The 18,443-nt window shown below is 66.1% G+C and carries 16 protein-coding genes; 11 read left to right on the top strand and 5 right to left on the bottom strand.

Translation table 11 applies throughout. From position 1 onward, the window contains the following. The first annotated feature begins 110 nt into the window (after positions 1–110). From ACXAJT_RS13705 to ACXAJT_RS13695, 3 genes are all read left to right on the top strand, one after another. Positions 111–1,031 carry a LysR family transcriptional regulator gene (locus tag ACXAJT_RS13705; protein WP_475236118.1) on the top strand — a complete coding sequence of 307 codons (921 nt, stop codon included), beginning with the start codon at positions 111–113 and terminating at the stop codon, positions 1,029–1,031. A 427-nt stretch (positions 1,032–1,458) separates the two neighbouring features. Then, on the top strand, positions 1,459–2,589 hold the full coding sequence (locus tag ACXAJT_RS13700) for an autotransporter domain-containing protein (protein ID WP_475236117.1): 1,131 nt from the start codon (positions 1,459–1,461) through the stop codon (positions 2,587–2,589). Positions 2,590–2,741: 152 nt separating this feature from the next. Next, positions 2,742–3,968 (top strand): FAD-dependent oxidoreductase, encoded by a 1,227-nt coding sequence (locus ACXAJT_RS13695; RefSeq protein ID WP_475236115.1) that lies wholly within the window; start codon positions 2,742–2,744, stop codon positions 3,966–3,968. A 60-nt stretch (positions 3,969–4,028) separates the two neighbouring features. Here the strand turns inward: ACXAJT_RS13695 and ACXAJT_RS13690 are convergent, their stop codons facing one another. Both ACXAJT_RS13690 and pdxA read right to left on the bottom strand, forming a co-directional pair. After that, a complete protein-coding gene (locus ACXAJT_RS13690) occupies positions 4,029–4,907 on the bottom strand; it encodes a dihydrodipicolinate synthase family protein (RefSeq protein ID WP_475236114.1) in 879 nt (292 codons plus the stop codon). Between the two features lie 11 nt (positions 4,908–4,918). Beyond that, positions 4,919–5,890 (bottom strand): 4-hydroxythreonine-4-phosphate dehydrogenase PdxA, encoded by a 972-nt coding sequence (pdxA, locus tag ACXAJT_RS13685; RefSeq protein WP_475236111.1) that lies wholly within the window; start codon positions 5,888–5,890, stop codon positions 4,919–4,921. A 168-nt stretch (positions 5,891–6,058) separates the two neighbouring features. On the opposite strand from pdxA, the gene ACXAJT_RS13680 reads away from it, so the two are divergent. Continuing rightward, positions 6,059–7,114, top strand: coding sequence for a four-carbon acid sugar kinase family protein (locus tag ACXAJT_RS13680; RefSeq protein WP_475236110.1), 1,056 nt, complete (start codon positions 6,059–6,061; stop codon positions 7,112–7,114). Further along, on the top strand, positions 7,111–7,854 hold the full coding sequence (locus ACXAJT_RS13675; RefSeq protein ID WP_475236109.1) for a FadR/GntR family transcriptional regulator: 744 nt from the start codon (positions 7,111–7,113) through the stop codon (positions 7,852–7,854). The genes ACXAJT_RS13680 and ACXAJT_RS13675 overlap by 4 nt, the downstream gene beginning before the upstream one ends. A gap of 16 nt (positions 7,855–7,870) precedes the next feature. Here ACXAJT_RS13675 and ACXAJT_RS13670 read toward each other — a convergent pair whose 3' ends face one another. Together ACXAJT_RS13670 and ACXAJT_RS13665 are read right to left on the bottom strand one after the other, a co-directional pair. Beyond that, positions 7,871–8,995 carry an iron-containing alcohol dehydrogenase gene (locus tag ACXAJT_RS13670; RefSeq protein WP_475236108.1) on the bottom strand — a complete coding sequence of 375 codons (1,125 nt, stop codon included), beginning with the start codon at positions 8,993–8,995 and terminating at the stop codon, positions 7,871–7,873. A 29-nt stretch (positions 8,996–9,024) separates the two neighbouring features. Then, positions 9,025–10,194 (bottom strand): sialidase family protein, encoded by a 1,170-nt coding sequence (locus ACXAJT_RS13665; protein ID WP_475236106.1) that lies wholly within the window; start codon positions 10,192–10,194, stop codon positions 9,025–9,027. 397 nt (positions 10,195–10,591) lie between these two features. On the opposite strand from ACXAJT_RS13665, the gene ACXAJT_RS13660 reads away from it, so the two are divergent. The 5 genes from ACXAJT_RS13660 to ACXAJT_RS13640 all read left to right on the top strand — a co-directional run bounded on the left by ACXAJT_RS13660 (position 10,592) and on the right by ACXAJT_RS13640 (position 16,755). Next, on the top strand, positions 10,592–12,094 hold the full coding sequence (locus tag ACXAJT_RS13660) for an ABC transporter substrate-binding protein (RefSeq protein WP_475236105.1): 1,503 nt from the start codon (positions 10,592–10,594) through the stop codon (positions 12,092–12,094). 99 nt (positions 12,095–12,193) lie between these two features. Further along, on the top strand, positions 12,194–13,108 hold the full coding sequence (locus ACXAJT_RS13655; RefSeq protein ID WP_475236104.1) for an ABC transporter permease: 915 nt from the start codon (positions 12,194–12,196) through the stop codon (positions 13,106–13,108). 12 nt (positions 13,109–13,120) lie between these two features. Further along, positions 13,121–14,062 (top strand): ABC transporter permease, encoded by a 942-nt coding sequence (locus tag ACXAJT_RS13650; protein WP_475236103.1) that lies wholly within the window; start codon positions 13,121–13,123, stop codon positions 14,060–14,062. After that, the gene (locus ACXAJT_RS13645) at positions 14,055–15,674 is read left to right on the top strand and encodes an ABC transporter ATP-binding protein (RefSeq protein ID WP_475236102.1); all 1,620 of its coding nucleotides are present in this window, start codon (positions 14,055–14,057) and stop codon (positions 15,672–15,674) included. The genes ACXAJT_RS13650 and ACXAJT_RS13645 overlap by 8 nt, the downstream gene beginning before the upstream one ends. 46 nt (positions 15,675–15,720) lie before the next feature. Next, positions 15,721–16,755: a DUF475 domain-containing protein gene (locus ACXAJT_RS13640; protein ID WP_475236101.1), complete on the top strand. Its 1,035-nt coding sequence runs from the start codon at positions 15,721–15,723 to the stop codon at positions 16,753–16,755. A 65-nt stretch (positions 16,756–16,820) separates the two neighbouring features. Here the strand turns inward: ACXAJT_RS13640 and ACXAJT_RS13635 are convergent, their stop codons facing one another. After that, positions 16,821–17,762, bottom strand: coding sequence for a LysR family transcriptional regulator (locus tag ACXAJT_RS13635; protein WP_475236100.1), 942 nt, complete (start codon positions 17,760–17,762; stop codon positions 16,821–16,823). Between the two features lie 62 nt (positions 17,763–17,824). Between ACXAJT_RS13635 and ACXAJT_RS13630 the strand changes: the two genes are divergently transcribed. Next, a complete protein-coding gene (locus ACXAJT_RS13630; protein ID WP_475236098.1) occupies positions 17,825–18,415 on the top strand; it encodes a sugar dehydrogenase complex small subunit in 591 nt (196 codons plus the stop codon). Positions 18,416–18,443: the final 28 nt, after the last annotated feature.

Genomic DNA, 18,443 nt, shown 5'->3' with positions numbered 1-18,443 from the left:
CCGGGTGCGAATCCTGCTTGCCAATCGTGTAGCTTTGGCAGAGGTATTTAGAAAATTGCTTCGATGAATGGCTGACATTGATCGTGTGAATTTGTGGGGAGGAGACCCGGATGCGTTTCAACAAGCTCGACATGAACCTTTTGGCGGCACTGGATATTCTGCTGAAGACCCGCAGCGTCACCCGCGCGGCGGAAGAGATGTTCATCACCCAATCGGCCATGTCGAACGCGCTGGGGCGGCTGCGCACCTTCTTCGACGATCCGCTGCTGGTGCAGGTCGGGCGCGGCATGGAACTGTCGCCGCTGGCGCAGAGCCTGCAGGAGCCGGTGCGCGAGATCATGGTGCGCGTCGAGAGCGCCACGCGCATCCGCCCGCACTTCGACCCGTCCGAAGACAGCGCGACATTCAATGTGGTGATCTCTGATTACTCGCTGAGCGTGCTTGGGCCGGGGCTGTCGCGCCGGTTGGCTGCCGAGGCGCCGAATGTGCGGCTCAACCTGCGCCCGCAGCACGCGCAGCCGAGCCAGTTGCTGGACCGCGGCGAGGCCGATCTGCTGATCGTGCCGGACTACCTTGGTGCCAGCAGCCAAGAGCATGAGATTCTCTTCGAGGACGAACTGGTTGTGCTGGTCGCAGCAGACGGGCCGCACGCGCAGGCGGAGATGACGCCGGAGCGCTTTGCCGAGGCGCCGCATGTTCTGATGGAGCCCTTCACCGGGCAGGACAGCTTCTCGGCTGTCTCCATGCGGCAGGCCGGGGTGACGCCGGCCAAGGTGCTCTCGACCTATGTCTTCGCGTCGATCCCCGGACTGATCCGTGGCACCGACCGGGTTGCGCTGATCCAGCGCCGGCTCGCCGAGCCTGAGCTGGCGCATGGCGGGCTGTCGATCAAGCCCGCCCCCTTCGACTTCGCTCCGCTTCGCCAGAGCATCCGCTGGCAGTCGCACCGCAGCCGCGACCCCGCGCTTGCGTGGCTGCGGCAGCTGATCCACGACTGCGTGCCGCCACGGCAGCTCGGGGCGCTGGCCTGACCTATCACCGCGGCGAATGCGGATACATTCACCGCATGAATAGGTACATGAGATAGAATCAATTTTTCTTTTTTCTGGTGCGGCGCCTAGGGTCTGTCCTCAAGCGCGACGAAGCGCTGTCGGGGGAGGCAGCGCGCGTGGAGGGAGGACAGGATGCGACACACAGGCCGCCCGCGATAGCGGGGACAGTGCCGGGCTGAGCCGCCGCTGACGGCGCACCGCCCGAAACGCACAGCACACAGCATCACGTTGCCCCACATCCGCGGCTCCGGCGCGCGGCGTGGCCGCTTGCGGCCCGCCGTCCGCCGGGCCTCGGCACAAGACACCGCCTGGCGCGACGCGCGGCAGGCGCCGGCACGTGTCTGTCCGACGCAGGGCAGGGCGCGCCGTCCGGGCCGGAGAGGCCAGACAACAAGGGAGGAGCCACATGCTCAAACTCAAAGCGACACTCGCTCTGGGCACAGCCATTCTGTGCCTTTCGACGCCTGCCACAGCGCAGCAGCAGCCCCCGGCGGGGGCACAGAACATGCCGCCTATGTCGATCCGGGTGCTGGCCAACATGGGCCGGTCCGGCCTGCTGGGCACGATGGCCTCGAACGAGCGCTACGGCACCGTGCAGTCGCGCGTCGCGCTTGGCCGGGCCATGTCGGCGCTGACCGAGGTGCCCGGAAACCCCGAGGATGGCTATCGCGACGGCATCACCGATATGCTTGCGCCGCTCAGCGCAATGGTGCGGCTGAACAAGGGGCCGAGCGACAGCGCGCATTACCTGCGGTTTTCGTCCAACAACCGCTGGTCCAACGGCTGGCCGACGCGCAATGGCGGGGCCGAGCTCGAGTCCGACAGCGAGGCGCATGGCTTCGGCGCGCAGTACCTTTATGCGCCCAGCACCGATTTGATGATTGGCATCGGCATCGAGGTCGACCGCAATGAGGTCGACATCCGCCATGCCGACGGTGAAGCGACGATCGAGCAATATGCAATCCGCGGCGATCTGTTGAAAAAGGTCAACGAAAACTGGGGTGTTGCCCTGCGCGCCGGTTGGTTCGAAGAGAGCTCGGAGACCGAGATCCCACTGCCCTTTGGCCTGCTTGAGGTCGAGCAGGACGCCTCGCGGCTCTACCTGCAGGCCGACGCCGTGGGCACCTTCACCAAGGCCGACATCGCGGCGCTGCCCGAAGGCTGGATGCTGCGCCCGACCATCGGCACCGCGTGGCAGCAGACGTGGTTCGACGAGACCACCAACTCCTTCGGCGAGGTCGAGAAAGGCCCGCGCGGCGAAAGCTCGGATCAATACGGCTCGATCTACGCCAACGCGGCGCTCAACTTCGGAACCTTCGGCAAGGTGCAGCCCTACGTCGGGCTCGGCCTCGACCATGAGTACGTCAATTCCTACAACGACTACGTCGACGAGAGCACCTATTTCAACAGCTTCGTCGGGGCGACGATCAAGCTCTCGCAAAGCGCGCTGATGAACGTGAACTACGGACGCTACGACGGCTTCAACGGCAACCGCGAGAAGGAAGCCTTCGTGGTGGCTTTCGGCGTCACCTTCTGACGCCACTGGCGCGGCGGCAGGTAGGGTGCCGTCGCGCCATCCATGGAACTTTGCTCGCGCTTCGGCGACAGAAAAGCCGGAGCCGGGCGGCCGCGCCGCTCTTGCCGGGTGGCGGAGGGGCGGCCCGATCTGGATCTTCGAGGGAGGATATCATGACTGACATGGCGTGGCGGCCCGGCCGCCGTGTGGCCATCGCCGGGGCGGGTCCCGGCGGAATTTCCGCGGCGCTGGAGATGCTCCGGCAAGGCTATGACGTGCGGGTGTTTGAAAAGGCCGCCGAACCCAAGCCGCTGGGCGGTGCGGTGCTGTTGTCCTCGCCGGTGCTGGCGGTACTGCGGCACTATGGTGTCGACGTCGGGCCAAGCTTCGGCTCGAAGACGCTGGTCGAGTTCCGCAACAACAAGGGCAAGGTCCGCGCCCGTCTTCCGTTCAACGAGAAGGTCGAGAAGGCGTTGGGGATCGACGGCTGGCATTACGGCGTGCTGCGCGCCACCGCCTTTCGCAAGATGCTAGACCTGCTGCCCGAAGGGGTGATCGTGCCCGGGCGCGCGGTCAGCGGCTACGAAGAGACCGGCGCGGGCATCCGGGTCGAGTTCGAAGAGGGCGCGCCGGTCGAAGCTGATCTGCTGATCGGCGCCGATGGCATCCGCTCGAAGGTCTCGGCGCAGGCCTTCGGCGATCCCAGGCTGTTTCACGTCGGGCTGCGGGTCTGGCTGGCGTGGTGCGAAGATTGGGGCGGGCTCGACCGCTCGACCGGTGCGATCACCCACGCGCGGGACGTGCAGGCCAGCTACTTCCCCATGCTGCACGAGGGCAAGCCAGGCTGGGAGTGGTGGATCGTCGAGAAATCCGGCGAAAACGCCAGTGCGCCCAAAGACGTCGAGGCGCACCTGCGCGAGCGCCTGTCGCATTTTGCGGCGCCGCTGCCGGCCTTCGCGGCGCACACCGATTTTTCCAGCCAAGTGTTCCGCTGGGAGATTTACAATCGTCCCTCGCTGAGCTCGTGGACCAAGGGGCGTGTGGCTTGCGTTGGCGACGCGGTGCATCCGGTCTCGCCCTATGCCGCTTATGGCATGGGCATGGCGATCGAGGATGGGTACTTTCTTGGCCGCGCGCTGGGGGGCTGCGATCTGTCGGACCGGGCTGCCGTCGGCAAGGCCTTCGCGCGTTACGAGAGCGAGCGGGTGGACTATGTGAACCATCAGGTCGAGTTCGCCCGCAAGCTGGGACAGCAGTTCCACCATGCCGCAGCGCCGGTCGGCATGCTGCGCGACATGGTCTTTGACAACACCAAGCTGCTCGAGAAGCTCATCACCAAGGACTACCTCGCGGACGCGGAGGTGATGTCGCTGAAGCTCAGAGAACTGCACGTCTCCTGATCCGGGCGGGTCGTGCAGACCGTTTCGGCGCCTCGTAGCGGGCGCCGGAACGGAACCGGATCAAAGCCCGTAGCGCCGCAGGATGGCGTCGATCGCCTTGTCCTGCTCGGGATCGGGCAGCAGCGCGGGCTGGCGCGAGGCGCCGACCGAATTGTCGCGCAGCCACAGCGCCCGCTTCACCAGCGCTGGCGGGAAGCCAAGCTTGTAGAGATCGGTGCGGAAGGCGGTGTAGGTCTCCTGCGCTTTGGCTGCGCCAGCCTCGTCACCGGCATTGAAGCAGCGCACGATCTCGGCCAGCACCTCGGGCATCACGTTGCCGAGGCCGGAGATCGCCCCCTTGGCACCGTTCTGGAACGCCCAGTGCACCAGATGATCGGGGCCGGAGTAGACATCGAAGCCCGCGCAGTCCTGTCCCACCGCCATATACGCCTCGAGCGTGTCCTGCGCGCCGCCCGAGTCCTTGATCCCGGCAATATTGCCATGCGCGGCAAGGGTGCGCGCGGTCTCGGGCTCGATGTGGTTCTGCGTGCGGGCAGGGATGTCATAGAGGTAGATCGGCGTTGTCACGGCATCGGCCACCGTCGAGAAATGCCGGATCAACCCGTCCTGAGTGCAGGCAATGAAGAAGGGCGTGATCACCGCGATACCGTCGACGCCGATGCGGTCGAACTCGCGCGCCAGCAGCACCGTCTCGAAAGTGGCGGGCATGCCGGCATTGACGATCACCTTCGCGGCGCCGCCAACCTCGTCGACCACCTCGCCGCAGAGTCGCACTTTCTCGTCGAAGGTCAGCGCCGAGAAATCGCCGTTGGTGCCGGCGCACATGATGTTGTTGCCTGCGGCCACTTGTCGGCGCACCTGCGCGCGGGTGGCCTCGTAATTGATGGTCTCGTCCTCGTTGAAACAGGTGACGAGCGCGACGAAGGCTTCCTTGGTCATGGTCTTCCCCCTCAGCGCGCCGCGGCGCTCATTTTCGCGGCGTAGTCGAGCGCCGAGAGCATGTTGACGTGGTTGGCCTTGCCGGTGCCGGCGATGTCGAAGGCGGTGCCATGGTCGACCGAGCAGCGGTCGATCGGCAGCCCCAGCGAGACGTTCACCGCCGTGTCGAAGGCCACCAGCTTGATCGGGATATGGCCCTGATCGTGGTATTGCGCGATCACCAGATCGAAAGCGCCCTGATAGGCGCGGTGATAGACCGTATCGGCCGAGATCGGCCCCTCGACATTGATCCCCTCGGCCTTGGCGGCGGCGACGGCGGGCACGAGGAACTGCGTGTCCTCGGTGCCAAAAAGACCGTTCTCGCCGCAATGCGGATTGATCCCCGCGACAGCGATGCGCGGGTTTTCCAGCCCCATCCGCTTCATGTGGCGGTGGCCGGTGCGGATGGTCTCCAGCACCCGCTCGACCGTGGCGCGGTCGATGGCGTCTCGCAGCGAAACATGGGTCGAGACATGCACGACGTTGAGCCGCTCGGAGGCGAGCAGCATCCACGACGATTTCGAGCCGGTGAGATGCGCCAGCATGCCGGTGTGGCCATCGTAATGGTGGCCGGCGGCGTTCAGCGCCTCCTTGTTGATCGGCGCGGTGACGATGCAGGAGGCATCTCCGGCGGTGGTCATCTGGACCGCACGCTCGATGAAGCGGAAAGAGGCCTCGCCGCAGGCCGGGCTGAGCACGCCGAACTCTCCGGGCAGGCCCTCGACGGCCACATGCTCGACGCGGATGCCATCGCCGTTGGCGCCGGGCTCCAGCAGCGGCAGCGTCACGCCCGAGACCTTCGCGGCGCGCTCCAGCGTCTCGCGGTCGCCGATCACGACGGCAGAGGCGCGCAGGTCTGCGTCGCGGTCGGCCAAGGCCTTGACGGTGACCTCGGCGCCGACACCGGACGGGTCCCCCATGGTGATGACGATTGGCTTGCTCATGGTGGCCTCCCTGCCTGCTCCGATGCCCGATGGTTAACCTATAGGTAAAGAGGTTGCAACTTCTCATCCGATCCTGTTTGATATTGGTGTGAAGCGTCAATTTCCTTGGGGTTTGTCATCGCTTCTCTATATGTAATATTCTTTACAACACGGGTCGAAAGGGACGCCATGCCGCGAGTCCTCATCATCGCAGACGATCTCACCGGGGCGCTCGACTCGGCGGTGGCCTTCGCGGCGCCGGGCTGCCGGGTGTTGGTCGCGCGTGGGGCCGACGGCATTCCCGGCGCGCTGGCGCGGGCCCCTGATGTGCTGGCGGTGGTAACCGCCAGTCGTGAGATTGCCCCAGACATGGCGCGCAACCGGGTGGCCGAGGTGCTGGCGGCGCTGTCGCTGGATGACTTCGATGTCGTGATGAAAAAAATCGACTCCCGGCTGAAGGGCAACACCGGCCCCGAGACCGAGGTTTTGGCCAAGGCGATGGGAGCACCGCGCGTGATCGTCTCCCCGGCGATCCCGGACATGGGGAGGTTCGTACGCCATGGCGCGCTGACCGGCAGTGGCGTCGCCGCGCCGATCGATGTTGCGGCGCGGTTTCTGCGCCCCGTCGAAGTGCCCGAGGTGGGCTCGGACGCCGATCTCGACGGCTGTGTGTCCGGTTGCGCAGAGCGGGTGCTCTGGGTCGGGGCGCGGGGGTTGGCATTGGCGCTGTCGCGCCATGTTGGATTGCGCCCGGCGCCACCGCCAGCGCTCGACGCGCCGCTGCTGATCGCCAGCGGCTCGCGCGATCCGGTGACGCTGGCGCAACTGGATGCACTGAAAGCAGAGCTGCCTGTGCAGGAGGCACCTGACGGTGCCGTTCCCGAGGTGTCTTCTGTCGAGGCTCTGGCGCTCTCCATCACCGATGGCGGCGCGGGATTGGATGGTGCCGAGGCGGCCTCGCGCTATGCCGAGGGCATCCTGCGCGTGGCGAAGAACCTGCGCCCGCGCAGCCTGCTTGTCTGCGGCGGCGAGACGGCGCATGCGGTGCTGGACCAGATGCAGGTCGGCAGTTTACAAGTGACCGCCGAGTTGCGCCCGGGTCTGCCGCTGTGCCGGATCGAGGCGCCTTGGGGGCCGTTGCATCTGGTGACCAAGTCGGGCGGCTTCGGGGAGCCGGGGCTGCTGCGGGATATCCTGCGCGAGCTGCGGGCAGGGCAAGCTGGGACGGAAGGACAATGCGCATGAGCATGGCGGGACCCGAGATCGAAAAGGACGGCGCCTCCGGGCGCAGTCGGCCATCGCTGTCCGAAAAGGTCTACGCGGCGCTGCGCAGCCGGATCATGCGCGGCGATTACGCGCCGAACGAAAAGCTGCCAGCGGAAAAGGACCTGTCGGTGACCTTCGGCGTCTCGCGCCCGGTGCTGCGGCTGGCGCTGGAGCAGTTGCGCGAAGAGGGGCTGGTTTATTCCCGGCAGGGGGCGGGCAACTTCGTGCGGGTGAAGCGCGAGCCGGCGCTTGGCTACACGCCGGTCGAAACCATTGCCGATATCCAGCGCTGCTACGAGTTCCGCCTGACGGTCGAGACCGATGCGGCGGCGCTGGCGGCGCTGCGGCGCAATGATGCCGCGCTCGAAGAGATCGAGCGCGCGCTGCACCTGCTGTCAGACGCCACCGGCTCGCGGCTGCACCGCGAGGACGCGGATTTCGCTTTTCATCAGGGCGTCGCGCGTGCGTCGAACAACCAGTATTACGAAGAGACGCTGAAGGCGCTGCGCGATCACATCCACGTCGGCATGAAGCTGCACGGCGAGTCGCTGATGTCGGACGGCGCGAAGGCGCTGGAGGCGGTGTTTGCCGAGCATCGCGGCATCTATGAGGCGATCCGCGACCGCGACGCCGAGCGCGCGCGCGAGGTGATGCGCCAGCACATCACCCATTCGCGCGAGCGCCTGTTCGGCGGCGGCGAGTTCGACCTCTCGCTCTGACGTCTCTCGCGCCGCCTCAGAAGGCGGCGCGGTAGATCTCGTGCACCTCGGTGACGCTCATGTCGCGCGGGTTGTTGTCCATCAGCCGCCGGATCGCGTGCGCCTCGCCAGCCCAATCCTTAAGCGCGGCCTCGCTGGCGCCATGGGCCGAGAGGCGCATTTCCACCCCCAGATCGGCGCAGAACCCATGCGCGGCCTGTAGCAGCCCCTCTTGGCTGCCGGCGCCGGAAAGCCCCAGCGCGGCCGAAACCTCGGCGCTTTTTTCGGGGCGGACCGGCTGATTGAAGGCCAGTACATGCGGGAAGATGATCGCATTCGCCAGCCCGTGCGGCAGCGACAGTCGCGTGCCAAGCGGGTAGGCTAGCGCATGTCCGGCGGCAGTGTTCACCGGCCCCAGACACAGCCCGCCATAGTAGCTGGCCAGCATCATGCCCGCGCGCGCTTCGGCGTCATCGCCATTTTCGACGGCGCGGCGCAGGTACTTGCCCACCAGCGAGATGCCCATGCGGGCATAGCCGTCGATCAGATCATGCGCTCGGATGTTGGTGAAGGCTTCGACGCAATGCGCCATGGCGTCGATGCCGGTGGCGGCGGTGACCGCGGGTGGCACCGAATAGGTAAGTTCGGGGTCGAGGATGGCGATATCGGCCAGCAGGTAGGGGCTTTCGACCGCCACCTTGGATTTGGTTTCGGGGTCGGTCAGCAGCGCGCGGATGCCCGCCTCCGAGCCGGTGCCGGCGGTCGTCGCGACCTGCGCCAGCTTGGTGCGGCGCCCGGCGACCTTGTTGGGGCCGGCCACCTCGGCCAGCGCCTGCGACCCATCCCACATCGCAGCGGTCAGCTTGGCAACGTCGAGCACCGAGCCGCCACCAAGCCCGACCACAAGGTCGGGGCGGTGGGCGCGGGCAGCCTCAAGCACCGCTTCGAAGGCGGGAATGTCGGGCTCTGGCGGTACGTCATCGATCACGCAAATGTCGCCGGTCAGCCCGAGCCTCTCGACGTATTGCAGCGTGGCGGTGCTGGCGATGACCAGCGGGCGCGCGGCACCCTCGGCCCAAGTGCCGAGGGTGCGTGCCGCGCCGGTGCCGATTTCAAGCCGCGGCGGCTGGTGCAGGGTGATGGGGCGGTCCATGCCGGACATGGCGGGTCTCCTTCGTGCAGGAAATGGGCTCAGGCGCCGAGCGCGGCCAGCGTGGCGGCGTCGAGGCGGACGTGGCGGATGGCGCGGCGGTAGAGCGTATAGGCGACGTCGAGCCCGCCGTCGGGGCGGGGCAGCAGGACGGGGTAGGACAGCTCTTTGTTGCGCCCATCGAGCGAGTTGTTCGACAGGCAGGTGCCGGGGCTGTCCTCGATTACGTGGCGCACCGGGAAGCTGCGCCCGCCGTCGCGCGACAGGCAGAGGGTCAGCGGTGCGCGCTCAACGCCCCAGATCGGTTTGCAGCCTTCCTCCGCCTCGGGGCGGTCGTCGCCCTCGTCCAGTTCGTCGTAAAGCGAGGCGCGGCGGGCCTGCGAGTGCGCGGCCGAGGTCGGATTGCAGACCAGCGCCAGCCGACCGTCTGCCAGCAGTCCCGCACCGATCGAGCTGTTGTTGTTCGGAACATCGGTGGCGGCGGGCGCGCTCCAGCTGCGCCCGCCGTCATGGCTTTCCGAGCGATGTACCCAGTCGGCCTGCCGGCGGCGATAGAAGGCGGCGAGTGAGCCGTCTTCCAGCGGCACCGGGCTCATGTGCACGGCGCCGGGCGAGTCCGGCACCTCGGTGATTTTCCAGCTTGCGCCGCCGTCGGTGCTGACCGCCATGGCGGCGGTGTCGAAAGCGCCGGTCCAGCGGATGCCGGGGCGGGGGTTGCAGCGGAACAGCGGCAGCATCCATGCACCGTCGTCACGCAGCAGCGGCGCGGCGCGGATGAAGGTGCCGGGCGGCAGTCCGGTGTCGCGCGCCTCGCCCGCGACCAGACGGTCCCCCTCGCGGTGAACGGGGCGCATGAAGACACGTGCTTCGTCTTGGTTTCCGGCGGGTTGCGCGGTGTTGAACAGCCAGATCGTGTTGTCCGGTGCAACGAAGAGCACCGGGTTCTGTTCGGAGCGGTCGGGATCGTTTGTCAGCCGTGCGGCGGGGCCCCAGCGCGTGGCGCCCTCGTCCAGCAGGCAGGCGTGGATCGAGATGTCGGATTTGCCTTCCAGCGTGCCGCCGAACCATGCGCAGGCCAGCGCGCCGTCGGGCATGCGTGCCAGGAAAGCCGCGTGGTTCTGCACCGTGGGGGCGGGCAAGACTGCCTCCTGTCCGCCAGCCCTTGGTGCCAGTTCGCCGGTCATTTTTTCGGCGATTTCCTCCGGTGTCATCCGCGCCCCTCCCTGTGCGTGATTCCGCCCTGAGAGAACAAGGTTGCAAACAAGTTGTCAAGTTGGTCGCATCTTGTCATTTCCCGGGATCATCGGATCGAGAAAATTATTGCGATTTAAAGCAAAGCCTTAGGCTAAGGGGGTGCAGGTATGCCTTAGTGGTCTGAGAAACGCATTTGACATGTATTGGCAAGTTTACCAATATGCCTGCACCGCAACTGGCCGAGGGAGGAGACCGATGCCAGGCTTCGGAGTGACCCAGCGACGTTTCGGCCGCTGCCTTGTGTTCCGCGTGTTCCGCGCGGAGCGGCATGGGCCGGGGCAGCATGTCGGCGCGGGGAGAGCCGCGCAGCCGGACAACGGCTGATACGGCGGATTATTCAGGGAGGACATCATAATGAAAAACTTCACGGCCCTTGCCGGGCTACTACTGGCCAGCACGGCGATCACGCCGGCCTTCGCTCAGGACAACCACGACGTCACCGTCGTGCTGGCCGAGGAAGCCGACGTTATCGAACCTTGCATGGCGACCCGCTCGAACATCGGGCGCATCGTGCTGCAGAACATCTCCGAGACGCTCACCGAGCTTGACGTGCGCGGCGATGAGGGCCTGATGCCCCGCCTTGCCGAAAGCTGGGAGATGACCGGCGACAACACCTGGCGTTTCCATCTGCGCGAGGGTGTCAAGTTCTCGGACGGCAGCGATTTTGACGCCGAGGACGTGAAGCACAGCTTCGAGCGTGCCGGCAGCGATCAGATCACCTGCGAGATCTCGCGCTATTACGAAGGGATCGACATCACCCCCGAGGTGGTCGACGCCAACACCATCGACTTCACCACCGACCCGGCGCAGCCGATCCTGCCGCTGCTGATGTCGCTGCTGACCATCGTGCCGTCTGAGACGCCGCTCGAGTTCACCCGCGATCCGGTCGGCACCGGCCCCTACACGCTGTCGGAATGGAACCCGGGCCAGAACATCACGCTGACCCGCCGCGACGATTACTGGGGCGAGGCGCCCGCGGTCGCCGGCGCAACCTACCTGTTCCGCACAGACGCCGCCGTGCGCGCCGCCATGGTGCAGACCGGCGAGGCGGATATCGCGCCGTCGATCTCGGCCACCGACGCCACCGATCCGGAGATGGATTTCTCCTATCCGAACTCGGAAACCACCTATCTGCGGATCGACCAGAACGTCGCGCCGCTGGGGGATAAGCGGGTGCGCGAGGCGCTGAACCTCGCCATCGACCGCGAGGCCTTTGTCGGCACCATCCTCGCCGAAGGCACGCAGATCGCCACAGCGCTCAACGTGCCGACCACGCTGGGCTGGAACCCGGATGTGCAGGCATGGTCCTATGATCCCGACAAGGCCCGCGCTCTGCTCGAAGAGGCCAAGGCGGATGGCGTTCCGGTCGACACCACGATCTCGCTGATCGGCCGCACCGGCAACTTTCCCGGCGCCACCGAGGTGTTCGAGGCGATCCAGGGCATGCTGTCCGACGTCGGCTTCAACATCGATCTGCAGATGGTCGAGGTGGCCGAACACGAGCAGTACTACTCGAAGCCCTACGTCGAGGATCGCCCGATCCTTGTCGGCGCGCAGCACGACAACTCGCGCGGCGATCCGGTGTTCTCGATGTACTTCAAGTACCACTCCGAGGGCCGCCAGTCGGGGATCAACGATCCCAAGGTCGATGAGCTGATCGAGGCCGCGACCGCGGCGACCGGCGAAGAACGCAGCGCGCTGTGGTCCGAGCTTTTCGCCTACCTGCATGACGATGTGGTGGCCGATGTGCCGCTGTTCCACATGGTCGGCCACGCCCGCGTCGGCACCCGCGTGGATTTTGAACCGACGATCGCCACCAACAGCTCGCTGCAGCTGTCGGAGATCGGCTTCAAGTAAGCGAACCGTGGGCGCGCGACCCTGTCGCGCGCCCCGTCAAGGCCCTGCCAGACCCCCGTCAGACCCCTGCCATCCCCTGCCAGACCCCAGGAGGCCCCCATGTCGTCGATGCTGGGAAAACGCGCCGTGTCGAGTTTCATCTCGCTGATGGTGCTGATCGTCCTCGTCTTTTTCCTGTCCCGTCTGACCGGTGATCCGGCCGCTCTGTATCTGCCGGTCGATGCCTCCGAGGAGATGCGGCAGAACTTTCGCGAAATTCACGGGCTCAACGATCCGGTGCTTGTGCAGTTTGGCCACTACCTCGCGGACCTCGTGCAGTTCGACTTCGGCGAGAGTCTGCGCAAGGCGCGCCCGGCGCTCGAAGTGGTGCTCGAGGCCTTTGCCTGGACGCTGCAACTGGCGCTGATCACCATGGCGCTGGTCTCGGTTGCGGCCATCGCGCTGGGATCGCTCGCCGCCTTCAACATCGGCTCGCCGCTGGATCGCGTCGCCTCGCTGCTGTCGCTGATCGGCGCCTCGGCCCCCGACTTCTGGATCGCCATCGTCGGCATCGTGCTGTTTTCGGTCTCTCTCGGCTGGCTGCCGACCTCGGGCACCGGCTCGGTCTGGCACTGGGTGCTACCGATCTCGGTGCTGTTCATCCGCCCCTTCGGCCTGATCCTGCAGGTGGTGCGCGGCTCGATGATCACCGCGCTCGGCTCCGCCTACGTCAAGACCGCCCGCGCCAAAGGCGTGAAGAACCGCCCGATCATCTTTGTGCACACGCTGCGCAACGCCATGCTGCCGGTGATCACCGTGATCGGCGATCAGGCGGCGGCGCTGCTCAACGGCGCGGTGGTGGTGGAGACGATCTTCGGCTTCCCCGGCGTCGGCAAGCTGATGATCGACAGCATCCTGCAGCGCGACTTCAACGTCATCCTTGCCGCGATCATGGTCACCGCACTGGCGATCTTCGTGATGAACCTGCTGATCGACATCGCCTATGCGCTGCTCGACCCCCGCATCCGCACCTGAGGGGATGCCGCAATGACCCACACAAGCACCGAGACTTCCATGGCCCAAACGCAGACCACCCCCCGCGATCCCGGCAAGCTGCGCCGCGTCCTCGCGATGCTCTGGGCCGATAAATTCGCCTTCGCCGCGGCGCTGTTCCTGCTCCTGATGCTGCTCTTTGCGCTTTTCGGCCCGGCGGTGCTGGGCGACGCGGCGGCCAAGCAGAACCTGCGCGCCCGCAACGCCGACCCCTTTACCCTCGAGCGCGGCTTTCTCTACCTGCTCGGCGGCGACGCGCTGGGGCGGCCGCTGCTGGCGCGGATCATCGTCGCGGCGCAGAACACGCTGGTGATCGCCGCCGGCGCGGTGGCGGGCTCGATGATCATCGGCTCGACGCTGGGGCTGATCGCCGGCTACGCCGGCAAGACCACGGGCGAGGTGATCATGCGGCTTGCCGACGTGATCATGTCCTTCCCCTCGCTGCTGCTGGCGGTGATCGTGCTTTACATGCTCGAGCCGTCGATCGGGAACCTCGTGCTGGTGCTGGCGATCACCCGCATCCCGATCTATCTGCGCACCACCCGCGCCGAGGTGCTGGAAGTGCGCGAACGGATGTTCGTGCAGGCGGCGCAGGTGATGGGGGCGTCGAACCGGCGCATCATCTTCCGCCACATCCTGCCGGTGATCCTGCCGACGCTGCTGACCATCGCGACGCTCGACTTCGCCTTCGTGATGCTGGCGGAATCGGCGCTGTCGTTCCTCGGCATCGGCATTCAGCCGCCCGAGATCACCTGGGGCCTGATGGTCAGCCAGGGGCGGCAGTATCTGACCACCGCGTGGTGGCTCGCCTTCTGGCCCGGTCTGGTGATCATCCTCACCACCATGTCCCTCAACCTGATCTCGGGCTGGATGCGCGTGGCGCTCAACCCGACGCAACGCTGGCGGCTCGAGCTTGGAGGTAAGCGCAATGACTGACCATCTTCTTGAAGTGCGCGACCTGTCGGTGCGCTTCCACACGGCACGCGGCACGGTCAACGCGGTGAATGGCATCTCGTGGCACCTCGACCGCGGCGAGACGCTGGCCATCCTTGGCGAGAGCGGCTCGGGCAAATCGGTGTCGGCCTCGGCGATCATGAACCTGATCGACTGCCCGCCGGGAGAGATCACCTCGGGGCAGATCCTCTTCGAAGGGCAGGACCTGTTGACCCTCGGATCGGAGGCGCGGCGCGAGATCAATGGCCGTCGCATCGCGATGATCTTTCAGGACCCGCTGAGCCACCTCAACCCGGTCTACCCCGTGGGCTGGCAGATCGCCGAGGCCGGGATGACCCACGGCGAGAGCCGGTCCGAGGCGTACGGCCGCACGCTGGACCTGATGCGCCGCGTCGGCATCCCCGAGCCCGAGGCGGCGATGAAGAAATACCCGCATCAGTTTTCGGGCGGCCAGCGGCAGCGGTTGATGATCGCCATGGCGCTGGTGCTCAAGCCCGACATCCTGATCGCAGACGAGCCGACCACGGCGCTCGACGTGACGGTGCAGGCCGAGGTGCTGTCGCTGCTTGAGGAGTTGCAGCAGGAAACCGGCATGGGCTTGCTGATGATCACCCACGACCTTGGCGTGGTCGCCGAGGCCGCCGACCGCGCGGTGGTGATGGAAGGCGGGCGCATCGTCGAAAGTGGCACCCCGCGTGAGCTTTATCACAACGCGCAGCACCCCTACACGCGCAAGCTGCTGGCGGCGGCACCGGGGCGCGGCGAGATGCGTGAGGCGAATGAGGCGCCCGAGCCGATCCTGCAGGTGCGCGGCCTGACCAAGAGCTATGGCGCTTTCACCGCGCTGAAGCGCGTCGACTTTGATCTGCGCGCTGGCGAGACGCTGGCCGTGGTGGGCGAAAGCGGCTCGGGCAAATCCACCGTCGCGCGGCTGCTGCTGAAGCTCGAAGAGGCCTCGGGCGGCGAGGCGCTGTGGAAGGGACAGGATCTGCTGCAGATGACCCCGCGCCAGATGGCGCCGCTGCGGCGGCAATTGCAGATGGTGTTTCAGGACCCGACGCAATCGCTCGCGCCGCATATGTCAGTCTATGAGATCATCTCGGAGGCGTGGGTCATCCACCGCGACATCCTGCCCAAGAGCCGCTGGCGCGCGCGGGTGACCGAGTTGCTTGAACAGGTCGGGCTGCAGGCCGATCATGCCGACCGCTACCCGCATCAGTTCTCGGGCGGGCAGCGGCAGCGCATCGCCATCGCCCGCGCCTTGGCGCTGGAGCCGGAACTGATCATCTGCGACGAGGCGGTCTCGGCGCTCGACGTGTCGATTCAGGCGCAGGTGATCGATCTGCTGGGACGGCTGCGCGACGAACTTGGCATCGCCTTTATCTTCATCGCCCACGACCTGCCGGTGGTGCGCGACTTTGCCGACCGGGTGCTGGTCATGCAGCGCGGCGAGATTGTCGAGCAGGGACCGGTGAAGCAGATCTTCGAGGCCCCGCGCGAACTCTACACCCAGCGGCTGCTGGCGGCCGGGCTGGATGCCGACCCGGATGTGCAGGCCGAGCGCCGCGCCGCGCGACTGGCGCTGGCGGACTGAGCCCCCCTCCCGGACCACCCTCTGCAAGACACCAAGGGAAGACCGTATGTCGACCGCACTTCACTATTTCAAATGGGCGTTCCTCGTCACCGCACTGGGGCTGGTGGGCAGTTTCTGGCTGGGCTGGTGGTACGGCGGCACGCTGGCCTCGGCACTGTCGTTCCTGCTGATCGGCACGGTGCTGGCGGTTCTGGAGATCTCGCTGAGCTTCGACAACGCCATCGTCAACGCCAACAAGCTCAAGAGCATGACGCCGGTCTGGCAGCAGCGGTTCCTCACATGGGGCATCCTGATCGCGGTGTTTGGTATGCGCATCGTCTTTCCGCTGGCGGTGGTCGCGGTGGCGGCAAAGGTCGGTCCGGTGGACGCGCTGCTGCTGGCGGCGCGCGAGCCGCAGGAATACGCCCGGCTGATGAACGAAAGCCACTTGTCGATCGCCGCCTTCGGCGGCGCGTTCCTGATGATGGTGGCGCTGTCGTTCTTCATCGACGACGGCAAGGACATCGACTGGATCTCGCGTATCGAGCGGCGCATGCGCTCGATGGGCACGGTCAAAGGCGTGGCCTACGGGCTGGTGCTGCTGTTTGTCATGGCGTTCGGCATGGGGCTTGGCGTGCAGGATCAGGCGACCTTCTACCGCGCCGCGATCCTCGGGCTTGTGGTGTTCATGGCGGTCGACACGCTCAGCCATGTGCTCGACGCCGAGACCGAGGTGATGAGCGCCGCCCGCGCCGGCGGGTTGGGGGCGTTCCTCTATCTGGAGGTGCTGGACGCCTCGTTCAGTTTCGATGGGGTGATCGGGGCCTTTGCGCTGACGCAGAACCTGTTCCTGATCGCCATCGGCCTTGGCATCGGCGCGATGTATGTGCGCTCGATGACCATCATGCTGGTCGACCGCAAGACCCTCAGCGAGTTCCGCTTTCTGGAGCATGGCGCGTTCTATTCGATCCTTGCGCTGTCGCTGATCATGTTCTCGCAAAGCGTGGTGCATGTGCCCGAGGTGATCACCGGTCTGCTGGGGGCGTCGATCATCGGCCTGTCGATGGTGTCGTCGATCCAGTTCAACCGCCGCAGCGCCTGAGGTGGGTGCGGTGCCTTGAGAGGCGCCGCGCTTTGTCAGAGCGCCGATCCTCATGTGCGCTCGGATCAGCTAGGGGCAGGGGCCTCGGTTGCCGGCGCCTCGGCATGCGCCACGGCCGCTGCATCAAGGATGCACTCGCGAAATCGCCGGAGAAACCGCGAGCCAGCGCCGTCGACGCTGCGGGTCAGTACGCCAAGGTCCCGCGTCACCAGCGGCTCGACCAGTGGAAGGGTGCAGAGCATCGGGTGGTCCGGCGGCGGGCAACTGACCATCGGCAGCGCGCTGACCCCAAGCCCGGCCTCGATCATCCCCTCGACGGCAAGAAAGTGGTTGAACTCCATAACGGTGCGCGCCGGATGGTTGATCGAGTGCATCGCCGCGTCGGTGGCAAAGCGGGTGCCGCTGCCGCGATTGGCGCCGATGAAATCGTAGCGCAGCAGGTCGGACCACGTGACCTCGTCCTGCGTCGCCAGCGGGTGCGTCCGCGGCACCACCGCCATGAACGGGTCGGCGCGGATCAGTTCGAACTCCACGTCCTTGTTCTTGTGCGGCAGAAAACTCGACACGGCCAGATCAAGCTCACCCTGATGAACGGCGGCGAACAGGCCCTCGGCGGTATCGTCGCGCGCGTGCACGGCGACATCGGGGTAGTCGGCGCGGAATTGGCGCAGGGCGAGGGGCAGGTATTTCACCGCAGCCGAGGCCAGAAACCCAAGCCGGAGTGTCACGCCGCTGTCCTTTCCGAAGGTGCGCGTGCGGTCGAGTGCATCTTGCAGCGCGGGCAGCAGTTTCGCGAGGTGGGTCTGAAGCTCTGCGGCCTCTGCGGTGAGCCGCACCGAGCGTGTGGTGCGCAGAAACAGCTTCGTGTCGAGATGCGCTTCAAGCTGCGCGATGTTCTGCGAAAGCGCGGGCTGAGACATGCCAAGACGGTCAGCGGCGAGCCGAAAAGACCGCGCCTCCGCCACGGCGAGAAAGGCTTCAAGCTGGCGGGGAGGGGGCAGGCTCATTGATTGGAAATCCTTAATTGAAGTTCAATTAATACGATTTGTCTTATTTATCGGCAAGCGATATGCGGTGCGGCGTTATCACGCAGGTCAGGTCGCGAGTGACCGCCTTCCCCACGTCGTCAACGAGGGACACCTTGACATCCAAAGCCACTCTCGCCCGAGCAAGCCGCAGACAGGTCTTGTTCGGGACCGCAGCCGCCGTCGCCTCTGTGGCGTCGCCGGGTCTGCTCCGCGCAGCGCTCTCCGCCGGGACCGAAGAGAAATTCCTGTCGGTCTCGCAGCTGCTTATCAACCACAGCCTTGATCCGGCAGTCGGCGCGCGCATCGCGCAATTTGCCGGCGCGACCTATCCGAACCTCGAGCCAATGCTCGACGGGATCATCGCCGCCGCCGAGTCGCGCGGCGCCAGTCAGGTCGAAGACTTCTTCGACGATCTGCCCGAAGGTGAGCTGCGCGATTTTGCCTACTGGGTGATCTCGGCATGGTACACCGGCTCGTCCTCCTTCGACCGCGACGCCACGCTCTTCACCTACGAAGAGGCGCTGCTTTATCGCGCGACGCTCGACATGGTGCCGATCCCGACCTTCGGTTTCTCTGCGCCGAACGCCTGGGGCCAAGACCTCTACCCGCTGACGAACCTGCCGCGGTTCTGATCCTCCTGCTCCTCCTCCCAAGAAAAGC

This window comes from Salipiger sp. ABF4_146, from assembly GCF_056161345.1.
Note: the sequence above shows the minus strand (reverse complement) of the source record. Positions and strands in the feature narration are given on the sequence as shown.